This is a genomic window from Photobacterium atrarenae (assembly GCF_024380015.1).
GTDB classification, from domain to species: Bacteria; Pseudomonadota; Gammaproteobacteria; order Enterobacterales; family Vibrionaceae; genus Photobacterium; species Photobacterium atrarenae.
Genome location: NZ_CP101509.1, coordinates 1 through 17,262, shown reverse-complemented (window position 1 = coordinate 17,262; position 17,262 = coordinate 1). Strand labels below are relative to the sequence as shown.

Annotated in this window: 16 protein-coding genes; 8 read left to right on the top strand and 8 right to left on the bottom strand. The window is 54.6% G+C overall.

Going from position 1 to position 17,262, the window contains the following annotated elements; all coding sequences use genetic code 11:
• Nucleotides 1-3: 3 nt before the first annotated feature.
• From NNL38_RS24745 to NNL38_RS16165, 5 genes are all read right to left on the bottom strand, one after another.
• Complete coding sequence (locus NNL38_RS24745) at nucleotides 4-2,103, bottom strand: acetyl/propionyl/methylcrotonyl-CoA carboxylase subunit alpha (RefSeq protein ID WP_439651432.1); 2,100 nt, start codon at nucleotides 2,101-2,103, stop codon at nucleotides 4-6.
• Between the two features lie 64 nt (nucleotides 2,104-2,167).
• On the bottom strand, nucleotides 2,168-3,019 hold the full coding sequence (locus NNL38_RS16180; protein WP_255391463.1) for an enoyl-CoA hydratase-related protein: 852 nt from the start codon (nucleotides 3,017-3,019) through the stop codon (nucleotides 2,168-2,170).
• 29 nt (nucleotides 3,020-3,048) lie between these two features.
• Complete coding sequence (locus NNL38_RS16175; RefSeq protein ID WP_255391462.1) at nucleotides 3,049-4,653, bottom strand: carboxyl transferase domain-containing protein; 1,605 nt, start codon at nucleotides 4,651-4,653, stop codon at nucleotides 3,049-3,051.
• Nucleotides 4,654-4,688: 35 nt separating this feature from the next.
• On the bottom strand, nucleotides 4,689-5,858 hold the full coding sequence (locus NNL38_RS16170) for an isovaleryl-CoA dehydrogenase (RefSeq protein ID WP_255391461.1): 1,170 nt from the start codon (nucleotides 5,856-5,858) through the stop codon (nucleotides 4,689-4,691).
• A 58-nt stretch (nucleotides 5,859-5,916) separates the two neighbouring features.
• Nucleotides 5,917-6,294 (bottom strand): MerR family transcriptional regulator, encoded by a 378-nt coding sequence (locus tag NNL38_RS16165; protein WP_255391460.1) that lies wholly within the window; start codon nucleotides 6,292-6,294, stop codon nucleotides 5,917-5,919.
• Nucleotides 6,295-6,569: 275 nt separating this feature from the next.
• Between NNL38_RS16165 and NNL38_RS16160 the strand changes: the two genes are divergently transcribed.
• The 7 genes from NNL38_RS16160 to NNL38_RS16130 all read left to right on the top strand — a co-directional run bounded on the left by NNL38_RS16160 (nucleotide 6,570) and on the right by NNL38_RS16130 (nucleotide 14,511).
• Nucleotides 6,570-7,817 (top strand): thiolase family protein, encoded by a 1,248-nt coding sequence (locus NNL38_RS16160; RefSeq protein ID WP_255391459.1) that lies wholly within the window; start codon nucleotides 6,570-6,572, stop codon nucleotides 7,815-7,817.
• 76 nt (nucleotides 7,818-7,893) lie between these two features.
• Complete coding sequence (locus NNL38_RS16155) at nucleotides 7,894-9,387, top strand: CoA-acylating methylmalonate-semialdehyde dehydrogenase (protein ID WP_255391458.1); 1,494 nt, start codon at nucleotides 7,894-7,896, stop codon at nucleotides 9,385-9,387.
• A gap of 22 nt (nucleotides 9,388-9,409) precedes the next feature.
• Nucleotides 9,410-10,567, top strand: a complete 1,158-nt coding sequence (locus tag NNL38_RS16150; RefSeq protein ID WP_255391457.1) for an acyl-CoA dehydrogenase family protein — start codon at nucleotides 9,410-9,412, stop codon at nucleotides 10,565-10,567.
• Between the two features lie 103 nt (nucleotides 10,568-10,670).
• Nucleotides 10,671-11,468 carry an enoyl-CoA hydratase gene (locus NNL38_RS16145; RefSeq protein ID WP_255391456.1) on the top strand — a complete coding sequence of 266 codons (798 nt, stop codon included), beginning with the start codon at nucleotides 10,671-10,673 and terminating at the stop codon, nucleotides 11,466-11,468.
• 164 nt (nucleotides 11,469-11,632) lie between these two features.
• Complete coding sequence (locus NNL38_RS16140; protein WP_255391455.1) at nucleotides 11,633-12,787, top strand: enoyl-CoA hydratase/isomerase family protein; 1,155 nt, start codon at nucleotides 11,633-11,635, stop codon at nucleotides 12,785-12,787.
• A gap of 33 nt (nucleotides 12,788-12,820) precedes the next feature.
• Nucleotides 12,821-13,729: a 3-hydroxyisobutyrate dehydrogenase gene (gene mmsB, locus NNL38_RS16135; protein WP_255391454.1), complete on the top strand. Its 909-nt coding sequence runs from the start codon at nucleotides 12,821-12,823 to the stop codon at nucleotides 13,727-13,729.
• Between the two features lie 23 nt (nucleotides 13,730-13,752).
• A complete protein-coding gene (locus NNL38_RS16130) occupies nucleotides 13,753-14,511 on the top strand; it encodes an SDR family oxidoreductase (protein WP_255391453.1) in 759 nt (252 codons plus the stop codon).
• Between the two features lie 99 nt (nucleotides 14,512-14,610).
• On the opposite strand, the gene NNL38_RS16125 is transcribed toward NNL38_RS16130, so the two are convergent.
• Together NNL38_RS16125 and NNL38_RS16120 are read right to left on the bottom strand one after the other, a co-directional pair.
• Nucleotides 14,611-14,721 carry a 3-ketoacyl-ACP reductase gene (locus NNL38_RS16125; RefSeq protein ID WP_255391452.1) on the bottom strand — a complete coding sequence of 37 codons (111 nt, stop codon included), beginning with the start codon at nucleotides 14,719-14,721 and terminating at the stop codon, nucleotides 14,611-14,613.
• Between the two features lie 20 nt (nucleotides 14,722-14,741).
• Nucleotides 14,742-15,257 (bottom strand): NUDIX hydrolase, encoded by a 516-nt coding sequence (locus NNL38_RS16120; RefSeq protein ID WP_255391451.1) that lies wholly within the window; start codon nucleotides 15,255-15,257, stop codon nucleotides 14,742-14,744.
• 283 nt (nucleotides 15,258-15,540) lie between these two features.
• Between NNL38_RS16120 and galE the strand changes: the two genes are divergently transcribed.
• Entirely contained in the window at nucleotides 15,541-16,557 is a 1,017-nt protein-coding gene (gene galE, locus NNL38_RS16115) for a UDP-glucose 4-epimerase GalE (RefSeq protein WP_255391450.1), read from the top strand.
• A gap of 75 nt (nucleotides 16,558-16,632) precedes the next feature.
• Here galE and NNL38_RS16110 read toward each other — a convergent pair whose 3' ends face one another.
• A complete protein-coding gene (locus NNL38_RS16110) occupies nucleotides 16,633-17,262 on the bottom strand; it encodes a DUF2238 domain-containing protein (protein ID WP_255391449.1) in 630 nt (209 codons plus the stop codon).

Here is a 17,262-nt window from a genome sequence, read left to right as displayed (position 1 = left end):
CTCCTATTCTGTGAGTTCAACCAACAGGTCGCCATGCGCCACCTGATCGCCGACCGCATACAACACCGTCGAGACAGTACCCGAATACGGGGCTTGGACGGTATATTCCATTTTCATCGCTTCGATCACCAGCAGCGGTTGATCTTTTTCGACGATATCTCCGGCTTGGCAATGGAGGGCGGTGACAATACCGTTGAGCGGGGCAATGGCCTGCTGCGCCTGATCTTCGTGCGATTGCTCCCGCTCGATATCGTGTCCTGTCAGGTACGGTGTGTGCCAGCGCTGATAGAAGATATGAGTTCTGGTGTCACGGTGAATTTGCGCAAAGCGGTATCGCTGCGCCTGCAGCTCAAGTTCATACAATTGCTCGTCATCTTGTGAACTGCTCGCCCTCAAATGCATGTGATTGGCATCGGGTTCGAGTGAAAATTTATCATCGTTAATCGTGATCTCAGTTAAACAGAGTGCCTGGCTGGTTTGCGCACTGAGTGTCGGATCGGCCCGTTCGATTTCAAATCGAAACAGGTAGGTCTCTCCCTGAAGTGAGTGGACCGGAACGATGCGGAAGGGACGCTGATTCAGCCGCCAGTGGCTGACTGGCGGGGTTGAATTGATCGCTGAAACTGCCGCGAATAACGCGGTGATTGGCACACGAACGACCTGCGCATTTTGTTGAGACGGCTGGAAATGCACGGCTGGTACATTGTCGCCGCTTAGATCTGTTTGATGATCCTGAATAAAGTGGGTTGTCATCGCGGCTTGGATGAACACGGGGTGATTGAGAACCTGTTGTAGGTAACCGATGTTCGTCGCCAGCCCAATCATCCGGTAATCTGCCAGTGCTTTTGAGAGTTGGTGAATAGTGCCAGCTCTGTCGGGAGACCAGACGATGAGTTTGGCCAGCATCGGATCATAGTGAGAGGTGACGCTGTCACCCTGGCGGACCCCGGAATCGACCCGGATCTGAACGTTTCCCGATACAGAGGGATCGCTTTGCTCCGGCTCATGCAGATAAGTCAGGACGCCGGAAGAGGGCAGGAAGTCCTGGGTCGGGTCTTCGGCGTAAATCCGGACTTCAATGGCATGGCCCTGGTGCACGATTTCATTTTGTTGTAGGGGCAGCGGTTTGCCTTCGGCCACAAGGATTTGCCACTGGACTAAATCTTGCCCTGTGATGAGCTCTGTGACCGGGTGCTCGACCTGAAGTCGGGTGTTCATCTCCATGAAGTAGAAGTTGCCTTGTGCATCAAGCAGAAACTCGACGGTTCCGGCCCCCACGTAGCCGATGGCCTTGGCAGCATTGACGGCGGCTTCACCCATTGCCGAGCGTAAGCGTTTCGGCAGGTTCGGTGCCGGGGCTTCTTCGACAATTTTCTGATGCCGACGCTGAATAGAACAGTCTCGATCAGATAGATAGACAGTATTGCCGTCCATATCGGCAAACACCTGAACTTCGATATGGCGTGGGTTGGTAAGGTATTTTTCAATCAGAACCAGATCGTCGCCAAAAGCGGACTGTGCTTCCCGTTTGGCGCTGCGGATCGCTTCCGGCAGCGCATCCGCATGCTCAACAATGCGCATTCCTTTACCGCCGCCACCCAGTGCCGCTTTGACCAGCACCGGGTAGCCGATATCCGCTGCGGATTTAACGAGCACATTCAGATGGTTGTCCTCGCCGTGATAACCGGGCAGGAGCGGGACTTGGGCGCGCGCCATAATACTTTTCGCTTCCGATTTGGAGCTCATGGCCAGCATGGCCTTGACCGGGGGGCCGATAAAAATCAGGTTGTTTTTTTCGCAGGCTCGTGCCAGTTCAGCATTTTCGGACAGAAAGCCGTAACCGGGGTGAATGGCATCAGCATTCAGTGCGGTGGCAGCCGCGACAATCCGGGAGACATCCAGGTAGGAGGCTTGGGCTGGCGCCGGGCCGATGAGCACCGCGTGATCAGCCAGGTGAACATGCTTAGCGTGTCGGTCGGCCTCTGAGTAGACTGCAATGGTTTCAATCCCCATGGCATGCGCGGTTTTCATAATCCGACAGGCGATTTCTCCCCGGTTTGCCACCAATAGCCGGGATACCTTGCGGCTGGCTGTGGCGATCATTTGAGGATCGGAGGACTCAAAGGACGCGTCCTTGCTCAGGGAAACAACAGTTTTATCCGTAAACTTATTCATAGCGTGGGCTCCATGCCGGTGGTCGCCGGGCAAAAAAGGCGGCCAGTCCTTCCTGGCCTTCGGGGGATACGCGAATATCTGCGATCAACTGGCTGGTTTTTTTCATCAGCGCCGGATTGATTTCATGCTGATCACAGAGTTGGCAGAGCAGCTTGGTTTGCGCCAGTGACTGCGGACTGTTCTCAAGCAGCAGGGCAACCAATGTTTCGACCCGGGTCTCCGGTTGCTCTGAGATCTCATGCAGCAATCCTAGTTGCTGCGCGGTCGTTGCGTCCATGAACTCGGCGGTCAGCATATAGCGGCGCGCCTGACGTTGCCCGATAGCCCGGCAGACATACGGGCCGATGGTTGCCGGCAATAACCCGATTCGGACTTCACTCAGGCAGAATCGGGCATCGGGGCTGGCAATCGCGATATCACAGCAACAAATGAGCCCCAGCGCTCCGCCAAAGGCGCTGCCCTGAATCTGGGCAATGGTTGGTGCCGGGAAGGTGTCCAACTCATACAGCAAGCTGGCCAGCTCGAGCGCATCAGCCCGGTTTTCTTTGACGCTGTGCGCCGCCATCGACATCATCCATTCCAGATCTGCGCCGGCGGAGAAGTGCTTGCCGTTGGCTGCCAGAACCAGAACTCGCAGGCCGGGCTGATGCTTGAGCTTACGCAAATAGCCGAGCAGACTCTGAATAATCTCGGCATTGAATGCATTGTGTTTATTGATCCGGTTTAAGGTCAGGGTTGCTACACCCAGCTCTGAAATAGTGCATTGCACCTCAGCATCCGGTGTGCAGTGCAGGTGTCCGGGATCCCGATCGCGAGCCTGGTTCGTTTCCTGTTGCTGCTTCATGGTGTTCTCCTCTCGCTTACGCTGATGGGTCACATCCGGAAAATACCGAACTGACTGTCGGAAACCGGTGCGCGCAAGGCCGCCGTCAGAGCCAGACCGACCACGTCACGGGTCTGGCAGGGGTCGATAATGCCGTCATCCCAGAGCCGGGCACTGGCATAATAGGGAGAACCCTGTGCTTCGTATAATTCCCGGATCGGCTGCTTGAACTGCGCTTCTTCCGCATCAGACCAGGATTCCCCTTTACGGGCTTTGATATCCCGGGTGACCTGGGCCATAACTCCAGCGGCCTGCTCGCCACCCATCACGGAGATGCGGGCATTGGGCCACATCCAGATCATGGTTGGATCGTAGGCCCGTCCGCACATGCCATAGTTCCCTGCGCCGTATGAGCCGCCGACGATCACGGTAAATTTCGGCACGTCGGCACAGGCGACGGCCATCACCATTTTGGCCCCGTGCTTGGCAATCCCTTCGGATTCATACTTTTTCCCCACCATAAAGCCGGTGATGTTCTGCAGAAACAGCAACGGGACTTTACGTTTGGCACAGAGCTCGATGAAATGCGCGCCTTTTTGTGCCGATTCCGAAAACAGAATGCCGTTATTAGCCACAATGCCTATGGGGTGGCCGTGCAGCTTGGCGAAACCGCACACCAGCGTTTCACCATATAACGCCTTAAACTCATCGAAATCTGAGTCATCGACCAGTCGGGCAATGATCTCTTTAATATCAATTGGTTTGCGCAAATCGGTGCCGGTGATCCCATAAAGTTCTTCCTGCGGATAGCGGGGCGGGCGGATGGGGTCAGCCGGAGCAGGCTGGGGCGCTAAATGGCTGCTGGCGACGGCCTGTCGCGCCAGTTGCAGGGCATGGTGTTCGTCCTGGGCAAGATAGTCGGCAACCCCGGATGTTTTGCAATGGACTTCCGCGCCGCCGAGCTCTTCCGCTGTCACTTCTTCACCGGTGGCAGCTTTGACCAGCGGCGGCCCGGCAAGAAAAATCGTACCTTGCTGCTTGACGATAATCGACACATCGGCCATCGCCGGGACATAGGCGCCCCCGGCGGTACACAGGCCGAGGACTACGGCAATTTGCGGGATCCCCTTGGCCGACATCCGGGCCTGGTTGAAGAAAATGCGCCCGAAGTGATCCTTGTCCGGGAATACCTCGGCCTGATGGGGCAGGTTGGCACCACCGGAGTCGACCAGGTACAGGCAGGGCAGGTGACAACGTTCGGCGATTTCCTGGGCGCGAAGGTGCTTTTTCACCGTCAGCGGATAATAGGTGCCGCCTTTCACGGATGGGTCGTTGGCGATGATCATGCACTCGATGCCTTCGACGGTGCCGATCCCGGCGACTACCCCGGCGCAGGGAATCTTGTCGTCATAGACATCCCAGGCCGCAAATTGCCCGATTTCCAGGAACGCGCTGTTGTTGTCCAAAACGGCATCAATCCGCTCCCTAACCGGTAATTTTCCCTTGGCCCGCTGATGCGCCTGGGCTTTCTCGCCACCGCCCTGAACCACCTGATGAACCCGCGTATGCAGCTCATCGACCAGTACAGCCATGCTTTGTTGGTTTTCAAGAAACTGGGATTCATTGGGATGAACCCGGCTTTGTAGTATTGCCATCCTTGTTTCCTTCATGTGTGGTTGAACAGATGCTGCTAGCAGGATTCCTGAAACAGTTCGCGGCCGATCAGCATCCGGCGGATTTCCGAAGTCCCGGCGCCAATTTCATAGAGCTTGGCATCGCGCAACAGGCGACCCGCCGGGAACTCGTTGATATAGCCGTTACCGCCGAGGAGCTGAATAGTGTCGAGGGCAAGCTGGGTTGCCAGCTCGGCGCTGTAGAGGATCACCCCGGCAGCATCTTTGCGGGTGGTTTCGCCCCGGTCACAGGCAGCGGCGACGGCATAGACATACGCGCGCGCGGCATTGGTTCGGGTATACATGTCGGCGATTTTCGCCTGGACTAACTGAAACTCCCCAATCGACTGGCCAAATTGTTTGCGGTCATGAATGTAGGGCAGCACCAGATCCAGACAGGCGCGCATGATCCCAAGCGGTCCTGCAGCCAGGACCACACGTTCGTAATCCAGTCCGCTCATCAGCACTTCCACCCCGCGGTTGAGCTCTCCGAGCAGGTTTTCCGCCGGAACCCGGCAGTTCTCGAACACCAGCTCACACGTGTTGGAGCCGCGCATTCCCAGCTTGTCGAGTTTCTGGGCATGGCTGAAGCCTGGGAAGTCCCGCTCGATAATGAAGGCTGAGATCCCGCGCGAGCCCCCTTTGGGCTCGGTTTTGGCGTATACCACGAACACATGGGCATCCGGACCGTTGGTGATCCACATCTTGTTGCCGTTGAGGATAAAGTGATCGCCCTGACGCTCGGCTTTGAGTTGCATGCTGACCACGTCGGAACCAGCATTGGGTTCGCTCATGGCCAGCGCCCCGATTTGGGTGCCTGCAATGAGTCCCGGCAGGTATTTGGCGCGTTGCGCCGGATTCCCATTGCGGAAAATCTGGTTCACGCAGAGATTGGAATGAGCGCCGTAGCTGAGACCAACTGAAGCAGAAGCGCGGCTAATTTCTTCCATGGCTATCACGTGAGCAAGATAACCCATACCGGCACCCCCGTATGTTTCATCAACGGTGACACCGAGTAAGCCCATTTCACCGAGCACAGGCCACAGCTGGTTGGGAAATTGGTTGTCCAGGTCGATTTTTCCCGCCAGAGGGGCAATGGTTTCTGCGGCAAAGTGATTGACCTGCGCGCGAAGCATATCCAGTGTTTCGCCAAGGCCAAAGTTGAGTGGGGTAAACAGATCTTTCATAACATCTCCGGGTTAACCAAGTTGCGATGAATTTCTGTGACGCCTGGTTGCGGCGTCGCTATTGTGTTTCCGTGTTGTTCAGGGCCTGCTCGCAGCGAGCTTTGGCCAGTTCCAGCTCTTGCATGACCGCGTCGATATCACGGATCTGGCGTTGGAGCATGGCCTGCTTATCGTCAATGATACGGAGCATTTCATGTAGCTGAGCATGGCTCTGGTTGGTGTCATACAGCTCGAACAGCTCTCGAATTTCAGCCAGGGAAAAGCCCAGCCGTTTGCCTCTCAGGATCAGTTTGAGCCTGATCTTGTCCCGTCGTTTATAGATCCGGGTGTTGCCGTTTCTGCCCGGGTGCAACAGACCGACATCCTCGTAAAACCGGATACTGCGGGTCGTGATATCAAATTCCTTGGCAAGTTCGCTGATCTTGAAAGTCTCCACCTTGATGTCTCCTTCAGGCTCGGGGCTGGACGAACAACAAGCGGGAACACAGAAATTTCCTGTCACTTTATCCATTGCCTGTTATGACGCTCGGCAAGAATACTTTACGTATCAGTGCCATGAAAAATTACAGTTGTGATTTATTTGTTTCTTAACGTTTACGTAAATGTTAGTGCTATGCTTACGAAAACGTCAAGGAAATGAGATGGCAATCATCGGCATTTGTGGTTGCTCAGTTGCTGTCAATCAATGTGGCTTTCACAAAGGGTGAAGTTATGGAGAAAAATGTGTGGATTGTTGCTGCTCGCCGTACCCCGTTGGGCAGCTTCCAGGGCCAGTTTTCCTCGTTATCTTCCACTGAACTGGGGCGGTTTGCTATTCAGGGAGTGTTGGAAAAATCCGGGCTGGAGTCTTCTCAAATCGATGAGGTGTTGATGGGGTGTGTACTGCCGGCCGGCTGTGGTCAGGCCCCGGCCAGACAGGCGGCGCTGGCCGCTGGGATCCCGGATTCTGTTGGCTGTACCACGATTAACAAAGTGTGCGGCTCGGGGATGAAGTCGGTCATGCTGGCCCATGATTTAATTCGAGCAGGCAGTGCTCGGGCAGTTGTCGCCGGCGGTATGGAAAGTATGACCAATGCGCCTTATTTGCAAAAGGATGCCCGTCGCGGTGCGCGGTTGGGCCATACCACCTTGCACGATCATATGTTCTTGGACGGGTTGCAAGATGCCTATGAAGGTCATTTGATGGGCGTGTATGCCCAGCAGGTGGCGGAGAAATACGATTTTAGCCGCGAGCAGATGGATGACTGGGCCCGGATGTCGGTCCAACGGGCCCTGGCGGCGCAACAACAGCAAGCGTTCGCCGAAGAAATGATCCCGGTTCAGGTTGAGAATCGTCGCGGTGTTGCCGTGTTTGATCATGATGAGCATCCGGGGGAAATCGATCTCGATAAAATCAGTACTCTGAAGCCGGTGTTTGCCGAAGATGGTTCGGTCACGGCGGCCAGTTCCAGCGCCATTTCCGATGGGGCGGCTGCCTTGTTAGTGATGAGCGAAGAGGTCGCCCGCCATTATGGCTTTACGCCGTTGGCGATTATTCGCGGCCACGCGACCCATGCCCGCAAACCGGCAGAATTCACGGTTGCCCCAGTTGATGCGATCCGTCAGTTATTGATGGATTTGTCGTGGGCTGCGGATGAGGTCGATCTGTGGGAAATCAATGAAGCCTTTGCTGTGGTAACGCAAATTGCGGTCCGTGAACTGGGGCTGGATGCGGAGAAGGTCAATATTCACGGTGGGGCATGCGCATTGGGGCATCCCATTGGTGCCAGCGGCGCCCGGATCCTGGTGACGTTGATCCATGCCCTCAAACAACAGGCCCGTCAGCCGGGTCAATCAACGTCATCTCGTTCGTCAACGCCCTCTCATGCATCAACAGAAGTCCGTTCGCTCAAAGGTGTAGCTGCCTTATGTATTGGTGGTGGTGAAGCAACGGCAATCGCGGTCGAAGTACCGCTCTAACGCGTCCGGGCAACCTGCCGTACTGCCCGAAATGGTGAAAGACAAATTAAGGGGTGTTCGCACCCAAGGAGCCACCATGATCCAACATGTACCACTCCTGATTGACGGTGAGTTTCGTCAATCGCAGTCTCTTCAATGGATTGATGTCACGAATCCGGCAGACAACAGCGTGATCGCCAAGTTGCCTTGTGCGACAGAAGATGAAATCGAGGAAGCGATCGAAAGTGCGGCTGCTGCTTTCCAGACCTGGAAAGAAGTGCCGGTACCAGAGCGAGCAAGGCTGATGCTCAGTTATCAGCATTTGCTGAAAACCCATCATGATGAGTTAGCTGAGCTGCTGTCCAGCGAAACCGGGAAAATCTTCGCCGATGCCAAAGGCGATGTCTGGCGCGGGATCGAAGTGGTTGAACAAGCCGCCAATATTTCCAGTTTGATGATGGGGGAAACGGTCGAGAACGTGGCCACCAATATCGATACTTACTCGATGATCCAGCCGCTCGGCGTTTGCTCCGGGATCACGCCGTTCAATTTTCCGGCTATGATCCCGTTGTGGATGTTCCCGATGGCCATTGCTGCGGGAAATACCTTCGTCCTTAAACCCTCGGATCAGGTGCCGCTGACGGCCATGCGTCTGGCTGAGTTGTTTATCGAAGCCGGGGCACCCAAAGATGTGCTGCAAATTGTCCACGGTCAGAAAGAGCAGGTGGATTATCTGCTGAAGCACCCGACAATCCGTACCGTGTCTTTTGTCGGCTCCGTCCCGGTTGCCCGTCATATCTACCAAACCGGGACCCATCACCTGAAACGGGTGCAGGCCTTTGCCGGAGCCAAGAACCACATGGTGGTGATGCCGGATGCGAATAAAGCGCAGGTGATCAATAACCTGGTGGGTTCATCCGTGGGTGCCGCCGGACAGCGCTGTATGGCTATCTCGGTTGCTGTGCTGGTGGATGGCGCCAAAGAATGGATCTCGGATCTAAAAGAAGCACTGGCGAAAGTGCATCCAGGGGCCTGGGATGATACTGAAGCCGGTTATGGGCCGCTGATTAGTCCGCAGGCCAAGAACCGGGTGCTGGGTTTGATCGAGGAAGGGAAAGCCCAGGGCGCGGTGTGCGAGCTTGATGGGAGTCACTGTGAAGTCGCAGGATATCCGGACGGCAACTGGGTTGGTCCGACGTTATTTAGCGGCGTCAGTCCTGAGATGTCGATCTACCAGGAAGAGATCTTCGGTCCGGTGCTGATTTGCGTGGAAGTGGACTCGCTGGAAGAAGCGATCGAACTGGTGAATAACAATCCATACGGTAACGGTACATCGATTTTTACCGCCTGTGGTGCCGCGGCCCGGAAGTATCAGCATGAAATCCAAGTGGGACAGGTCGGGATCAATGTCCCTATTCCGGTACCACTACCGTTCTTCTCATTTACCGGTTGGCGGGGCAGCTTCTATGGCGATCTGCATGCGTATGGCAAGCAGGCGATCCGCTTCTATACCGAAACCAAAACCGTGACCGCGCGCTGGTTCGAGGATGATATCCCGACCGGACCGAATCTGACGATTCATCTGCGTTGAGACAAGGCTGAAGGAGAAGCTGATGGATTTTGAGTTAAACGAAGAACAGCGGGCATTTGCTGAAACCGCTGCTCAGTTTGCCGCAGAACAGTTGGCCCCCATGGCCGCTGAATGGGATGAGCAGCAGTTTTTCCCAAAAGACGTGCTGCGTCAGGCCGGGGAGCTGGGTTTTCTGAGCCTGTATGTACCGGAACAGGAAGGCGGGCTCGGACTGAGCCGCTTGGACGCGTCGATCATTTTCGAACAACTGGCGATGGGCTGTACGTCGACCACGGCGTACATGACCATTCACAACATGGTGAGCTGGATGATTGCCAGCTTTGCCACCGATGAAGCCAAAGCGATGTATTGCCCGAAGCTGCTGACCGGGGAATGGCTGGGTTCCTACTGCCTGACGGAAGCGAATGCCGGTTCGGATGCTGCGTCCTTGTCGACCCGTGCGGTTTTGCACCGGGACCATTATCGGATCAGCGGTGCTAAGGCCTTTATTTCCGGGGCCGGGGATACCGATGTGCTGGTGGTGATGGCCCGGACCAGTGATGAGCCGGGCGCGCGCGGAATTTCTGCCTTTATTGTCCCGGCCAATGCCGAAGGCATCAGTTTCGGGCGTAAAGAGCCGAAGATGGGCTGGAACAGCCAGCCGACCCGGGCCGTGACGTTCGACAATGTTGAAGTGCCAGCCTCCCATCGTTTGGGAGCAGAAGGCGAAGGCTTCAAATTTGCCATGAAAGGTCTGGATGGCGGTCGCATCAATATTGCGACCTGCTCGGTGGGGACGGCTGAGCAGGCACTGCAGGAAGCCCGGCAGTATATCGCCGAGCGCCAGCAGTTTGGTCAGTCCCTGGCGAAGTTCCAATCGGTCCAGTTCAAGCTGGCGGATATGGCGACTGAGCTGGTCGCGGCAAGGCAATTGGTGCGTTATGCGGCCAGTAAGCTGGATCGTCAGGATCCGGATGCTACCGCGTACTGTGCCATGTCGAAGCGTTTTGCGACCGATGTCGGATTCCGGATCTGTGATCAGGCGCTGCAGTTGTTCGGTGGTTACGGGTATATCAAGGAGTATCCGGTGGAGCGGCATTTCCGCGACGTGCGGGTCCATCAAATTTTGGAAGGCACCAATGAGATCATGCGGTTGATTATCGCACGACGCCTGATCCAGAATGAAGCCGCGCTGTTGTGATCCGTCGCTGAAGGAATCCTGAGCTCGAGATCATCCGGGCTTGGGAGTACAAATTGCTTCAGTTAACAGAACTTCAATGGATGAGCAAGAAACAGGAGCTGATATGAGTCACCAAGAGCAGGTCTCGCAGGATTTACTGTCGGTCGAGATCCATGAACACACAGCTGTACTGACAATGAATAACCCGCCGGCCAATACCTGGACGGCGCAGAGCCTCGAAGCGCTGAAACACACGGTTGAACGCCTGAATGACAACAAAGCGGTGTACGCACTGGTACTGACCGGACAAGGAGAGAAGTTTTTCTCCGCTGGGGCCGATCTGAATCTGTTTGCCAGTGGGGACAAAGCCGTTGCGGTTGAGATGGCCCATCGGTTTGGTGTAGCCTTTGAAGCGCTGTCAGCATTTCGGGGCGTCTCCATTGCCGCGATTAACGGGTATGCGATGGGCGGTGGGCTGGAAGTGGCCCTGGCGTGCGATATTCGCATCGCAGAGCAACAGGCGGAACTCGCGCTACCGGAGGCGAAAGTCGGCTTATTACCTTGTGCCGGTGGCACCCAGAATCTCACCTGGCTGGTTGGTGAAGGTTGGGCCAAACGCATGATCCTGTGTGGAGAGCGCGTGGGGGCGCAGCAGGGATTAGACATTGGGCTGGTTGAGCAGGTGGTTCCGGCAGGGCAAAGCCTGGAAGCCGCGATGGCGATGGCGGCTTTGGTCGCCAATCAATCGCCATCGTCCGTCACTGCTTGTAAGCAACTGATCCAAAACTGCCGTGTCGCGACTCATCAGCACGGGTTGATGAGAGAACGTGAATTGTTTGTCCAGCTCTTTGATACCGACGATCAGGCCGAGGGCGTCCGGGCATTTCTCGACAAACGTCCGCCGCAGTGGAAAAACCAGTAATACGGCGTTGTTACTGCTTGAACTGAAAGGGTGGCGCGGGGATGCTTTGCCCGGTGCAAGATAAAGTGCTTGGTGAAGGAGCAAGATGCATCCCCCATGTCAGCGGATCTGGCAATAGATGCTGATTCAATAAAACGCGGATTAGGTAAAAGATAGGGGAGCCTATGGCAGGCAAAGTGAATTTTCAGGAACTGGCGTGTCACAGCGGCGGATACAAAATCGGCGTTGCAGAGCTGGATAACCCGGGCTCGCTGAATGCCCTGACGCTGGAGATGTTAAAGCAACTCAAAAGCCAGCTGGAGGTATGGGAGCAGGATGAGAGCATTGCCTGTGTGTTTCTGCATGGCGCGGGCGAAAAAGCCTTCTGTGCTGGTGGTGATGTGCGAACCATGTATCACTGCATGAAATCGTGGTCAGACGCCGGTAAATCTGATGATTCCGCGCAGCAGTTTCTGACGGAATATTTTGCAGTGGAGTACAGCTGTGATTATCTGATCCATTGCTACCGTAAGCCCATTATCGCGTGGGGGAAAGGCATCGTGATGGGGGGCGGTATTGGCTTGTACGTTGGTGCCAGTCACCGGGTGACGACGCCAAGTACACGGCTTGCGATGCCGGAAATCAGTATTGGTTTATATCCGGATGTCGGGGGAACCTGGTTCCTGAATCGTCTGCCATCCGGCATCGGTTTGTTCCTTGGCTTAACCGGTGCGCCTTTGAACGCCAGCGATGCGTTGGATTTGGCGTTGGCAGAGCATGTGTTGCTGTCGGAGGACAAGACGCTTTTGCTGGAGAAGTTACAGGGTATCTCATGGCAAGGAGCGACGCAGCATCATGAGCAAGTCAGCACACTGTTGGCTGAATTAAGTGCGCGCGCCGATGCTGATCATCCAGCCAGTCAGTTGATCCCGTATTTTGCGCAAATTCAGACGGCCTGCCTGAATACGGACTTGTCAGTGGTATGCCAGCAAATCCACGCGATTGATGGTTTAGGGCGCTGGATTGAACAAGCGAAGAAAACGCTGAAGGAAGGGAGTCCGATCACGGCTCATCTCTGTTTCAGACAGAGCACAGAATACAAACAGCTCTCCCTGGCTGAATGTTTTCGACTGGAGTTGTCTCTTTCAGTGCGTTGTGGGCTGTTGGGGGAGTTTCAGGAAGGCGTTCGGGCCCGGCTGATTGAGAAAACCGGCCAGCCCAACTGGCGCTATCCGAGTATCGACGACGTAGAACCAACGTTGATTGATACCATGTTTACATCATTATGGTCCGAGCAGGATCATCCTTTGGCTTTGTTAGGCCGTGAGCCTCGTGGTTAAGTCGAAATCATCTGCCATCACAGGAGATTTGTCATGAATACCATTGCGTTTATCGGGTTGGGCAACATGGGTAGCCCGATGGCTGAAAACTTATTGAAAGCAGGTTGCCACGTCCGGGTTTACGATCTGAACATCGAGGCGGCTAAGGCACTGGGAGAAGCCGGTGCCGTCGTGGCTTCTTCGCTTGAACAGGCTGTCGAAGGGGTGGATACCGTGATCACCATGCTGCCTGCCGGAGAGCATGTCCGTGCGGTTTACCTGGGGGACCATCAGGGCGGCGTCGGCTTACTGAATCTTGTCAGCAAGGGGACTTTACTGATTGATTCATCGACTATCGATCCGGCATCGGCGCGGCTGGTGGCCGGGGAAGCCGCGAAAAAAGGACTGGAGTTTGTCGATGCGCCGGTCTCCGGTGGCGTGGCCGGGGCGGTTGCCGGGACGCTGACTTTTATCGTTGGCGGGACCGAGCAGGGATTTGAACACGCGAAACAAGTTCTGCAACATGTCGGGAAAAATATCTTCCATGCCGGCCAGGCCGGTGATGGCCAGATGGCGAAAATCTGCAATAACCTGATGCTGGGGATCCTGATGTCCGGCACTTGTGAAGCGCTGAGCCTTGGGATCGATAATGGTTTAGATCCCCAGGTGTTGTCGGAGATCATGCTGCAAAGCTCCGGGCGAAACTGGGCGTTGGAGTTGTATAACCCATGCCCGGGCGTGATGGCACAGGCTCCGGCCAGTAACAGTTATAAGCCAGGGTTTATGACCAAGCTGATGCTGAAAGATCTGGGACTCGGCCTCGAAGCGGCGCAGCAGAGCCAGTCGGCGATCCCGCTGGGTTCCCTGGCGCGAAACCTCTATGCCTTCCACAACGCCAAAGGCAATGCTGAGCTGGACTTTTCCAGTATGTTCTCGTTTTACCGTGATAAGCAGCAATCGTGACTAATGGATATGAGGAGTAAAGGATGAACTTAAATCAATCGGTCATTGCGATTACCGGGGCTGGGCAGGGGATCGGCCAGATGATTGCTGTCACTCTGGCTCAGGCCGGTGCAGATTTGGCATTGCTTGATATGAATGAAGCAGGGTTAAAGCAAACGCAGGCGCAGTGTCAAATGCTGAGTGCCAAAGCCATGATTTATCCGGTGGATGTGACTTGTGAGGCGGATGTTGAACAGGTCTTCAGCCGCGTGATGGAAGACTTCGGCCAGCTGAACGGCCTGGTTAATAATGCCGGGGTGCTACGTGATGGCCTGCTGGTGAAATACAAAAATGGCGAGCTGAGTAAGATGTCGCTGGAGCAGTTTACCCGTGTCATGGATGTCAATGTGACGGGCACGTTTTTATGCGGACGGGAGGCTGCACAGCAGATGATCGTGGCAGGTCAGCCAGGGGTGATTGTTAATATTTCCAGTGTCGCACGGGCCGGCAATATAGGACAGACGAACTACGCGGCTTCAAAAGCGGCGGTAGCGACTATGGCGGTATGTTGGGCAAAGGAGCTTGGACGATACGGCATTCGGGCTGCGGCCGTGGCACCGGGGGTTGTTCAGACGGCGATGGCCGATCAGCTTAAGCCCGAAGCGATTGAACGCTTGAAGCAGATGATCCCCGTGGGGCGGATGGGGGAAGCGTCCGAGATCGCCCAGACTGTCAAATTCATTTTTGAAAATGACTACATCAATGGCCGGGTGTTGGAAGTGGACGGCGGCATCAGAATGTAGTGAATGACTGGGCAGAGCTGTTATGGCTCGGAAGGGGAGCGGCATCATGCTCGATAAGAGCTAGAGCATGATGCCGGGTTTGGTTCATTTGGCTCAGGTTTAGTTGCCGTAGAGCATGGCGTACAGTGCCAGGCCGCCGCCAACGACAAACATCAGCATTGCCAGATAGGCAACCAGTTTGTTTAGAAAAGTGAATAGCTTATCCATCATACGGTGTGAGAGTTCTGCTTTTAGATGAAGTTCATCATACGTGCTTTGAAATAGGCTGCCAGCGTTTTGGCATCCTGGATGGTATTGTTGGCAACTTTTTGCTCAAATTCAGCACGTGTGAGCTTTACCACTTCAATCACTTCATCGTCATCAGGGTCTCCGGGGCAAGACGTCAGCGCTTTGGCCAGATAGAGGTGTTGGACTTCGTCACAAAACCCCGGCACCGGCAGGAGCTCTCCCATATCGTGCCATTGTCCGGCTTCAAGCTGTACTTCTTCAGCCAATTCACGCTTCGCACAACTTTGAATATCTTCATTCGGTTCGAGTGTTCCGGCCGGAAATTCCAGGATCCAGCGACCAATCGCCGGGCGGTATTGATGAACCATCACCAGTTCTCTATCTTCAGTGAGCGGTAAGATCACCACAGCTCCCGGATGCTTGACGGTGGTGAACTCAACCTCACGGCCGTCGGGGAGGGTTTGCGTGGTTTGCTCGACAGAGAAGCATTTCCATTGGCAAAGGATGTCTGTTTTCATCGGAATGTCACTTGATTGCGGGCTTTCAGGGCATCTTAACATAGCCTTGTGAGCGTTTCGGGCTGTAAAGGTAAACATATGTTTATCTTGTTTAGTGTTGCTATTTTTACGGCATGAAAAGCAATGCACCGATGTGGGGCCAGTATGGCATTTTATCGTGTGTTTAACTCTGGCATAATACGCGGCAATGAAAGAACCTAGTTGCATGGCGTTTTGAGACACGTTTATTCAATTGGTTTTCTACTATTAATTGACAGTTATGATGACAAACAGGGAGAGACCCATGCGCGTATTGGTCACTGGAGGAATGGGTTACATTGGTAGCCATACCTGTGTACAGCTGATCGAAGCCGGTATGACGCCAGTCATTATCGATAACTTGTATAACAGCAAGAAGTCTGTATTGGCTCGTATCGAGAAACTGACCGGGGTTCAGCCTGAGTTTTACCAAGGTGATATTCGCGATCGTGCATTTTTGGATGACGTACTAGCGAAGGCTGATGTTGAATCCGTCATTCATTTTGCCGGCTTGAAAGCCGTCGGGGAATCGGTTGAAAAGCCGCTGACTTATTACGACAACAATGTTCACGGCACACTTGTATTGGTTGAAGCCATGCAGGCTGCGGGTGTGAACAGCCTGATTTTCAGCTCTTCGGCTACCGTATACGGCGATCCGGCATCCGTGCCGATCGTGGAAAGCTTCCCGACCAGTGCCACCAATCCGTATGGTCGCAGTAAGCTGATGGTTGAAGAGTGCCTGGCGGACATTCAGAAAGCACACCCTGAAATGAGCATCACACTATTGCGTTATTTCAACCCGGTAGGCTCGCATCAGTCGGGGGAAATGGGGGAAGACCCACAAGGGATCCCGAATAACCTGATGCCATTTATTGCTCAGGTTGCTGTGGGTCGTCGTGAATATCTCTCTGTGTATGGCAATGACTATCCGACAGTTGACGGCACCGGCGTTCGTGATTATATCCATGTGGTAGATCTAGCGGACGGCCATCTGGCAGCACTGAAACACAAAGGTCATGAGGCAGGTTTACACGTTTATAACCTGGGTACCGGGAATGGTTATAGTGTGCTGCAGATGGTTGAGGCGTTCTCAAAAGCTGCCGGGGTTGAGGTTGCCTATCAGATTGCGCCACGTCGTCCTGGCGACATTGCCGAATGTTGGGCAGATCCGAGCAAGGCGAAAGCAGAACTGCATTGGGAAGCGACGCGGACGGTTGAAGAGATGACTGCGGATACCTGGCGTTGGCAATCCCAAAATCCAAATGGGTATCCAGATCTGTAATTTGTTCTCGAGCGAAAAAGCAAAAGCCCGTGCGACCCTGCACGGGCTTTTTGTATGCGAGACTCTGCTGAGTTTTTAATGCGTTATTGCGGTTAAATGCCGGTAAGGTTTGAGTATGGCGAAGGCTACTAAGCTGGCCAGTGCCCCTAGGGTATCGGCCAGCATATCTTTCTGCGCATCCCAGATATCGCCCTGGCTGCCGAGAAATTCAATCCCGGCATCTCCACCGGCTAGTTCTGCATACCACCACTCAATGATTTCGTAGCCAGCGGCTACCGCCATTATTGATGTCAGGCCAAACAATGCTGCTAGCCAGGGCTTGCAGTACTTTTTACGGCTCAGAAATTCTGCGATTGGAAATGCATAAAACCCAATAGAGAAGTGGGCGAAGCGGTCGAAATGGTTCCGCTCTGCGTCGATGTGTTGGTTAAACCAGTCGAAGGGAACATTGGCAAAGGTATAGTGAGCCCCAATGGTATGCAGGATCAGCCAGACGGACATTAAGCTGTACGCCGCATGAGAAAACGGAAAACGGCGATACGTGATCAGCAAGGGTATAAAGAGGAGCAATACCGGAATGATTTCTGCCAGCCAAACCTGAGGAAAGGCTGGGTTGATACCTGACCAGACAATGACGGCGGTCACGAGCAGGGCCAATATCAGCGGGAAGCTGACTCGCAGCGATGAAATGGTTTTTGTTGTCAT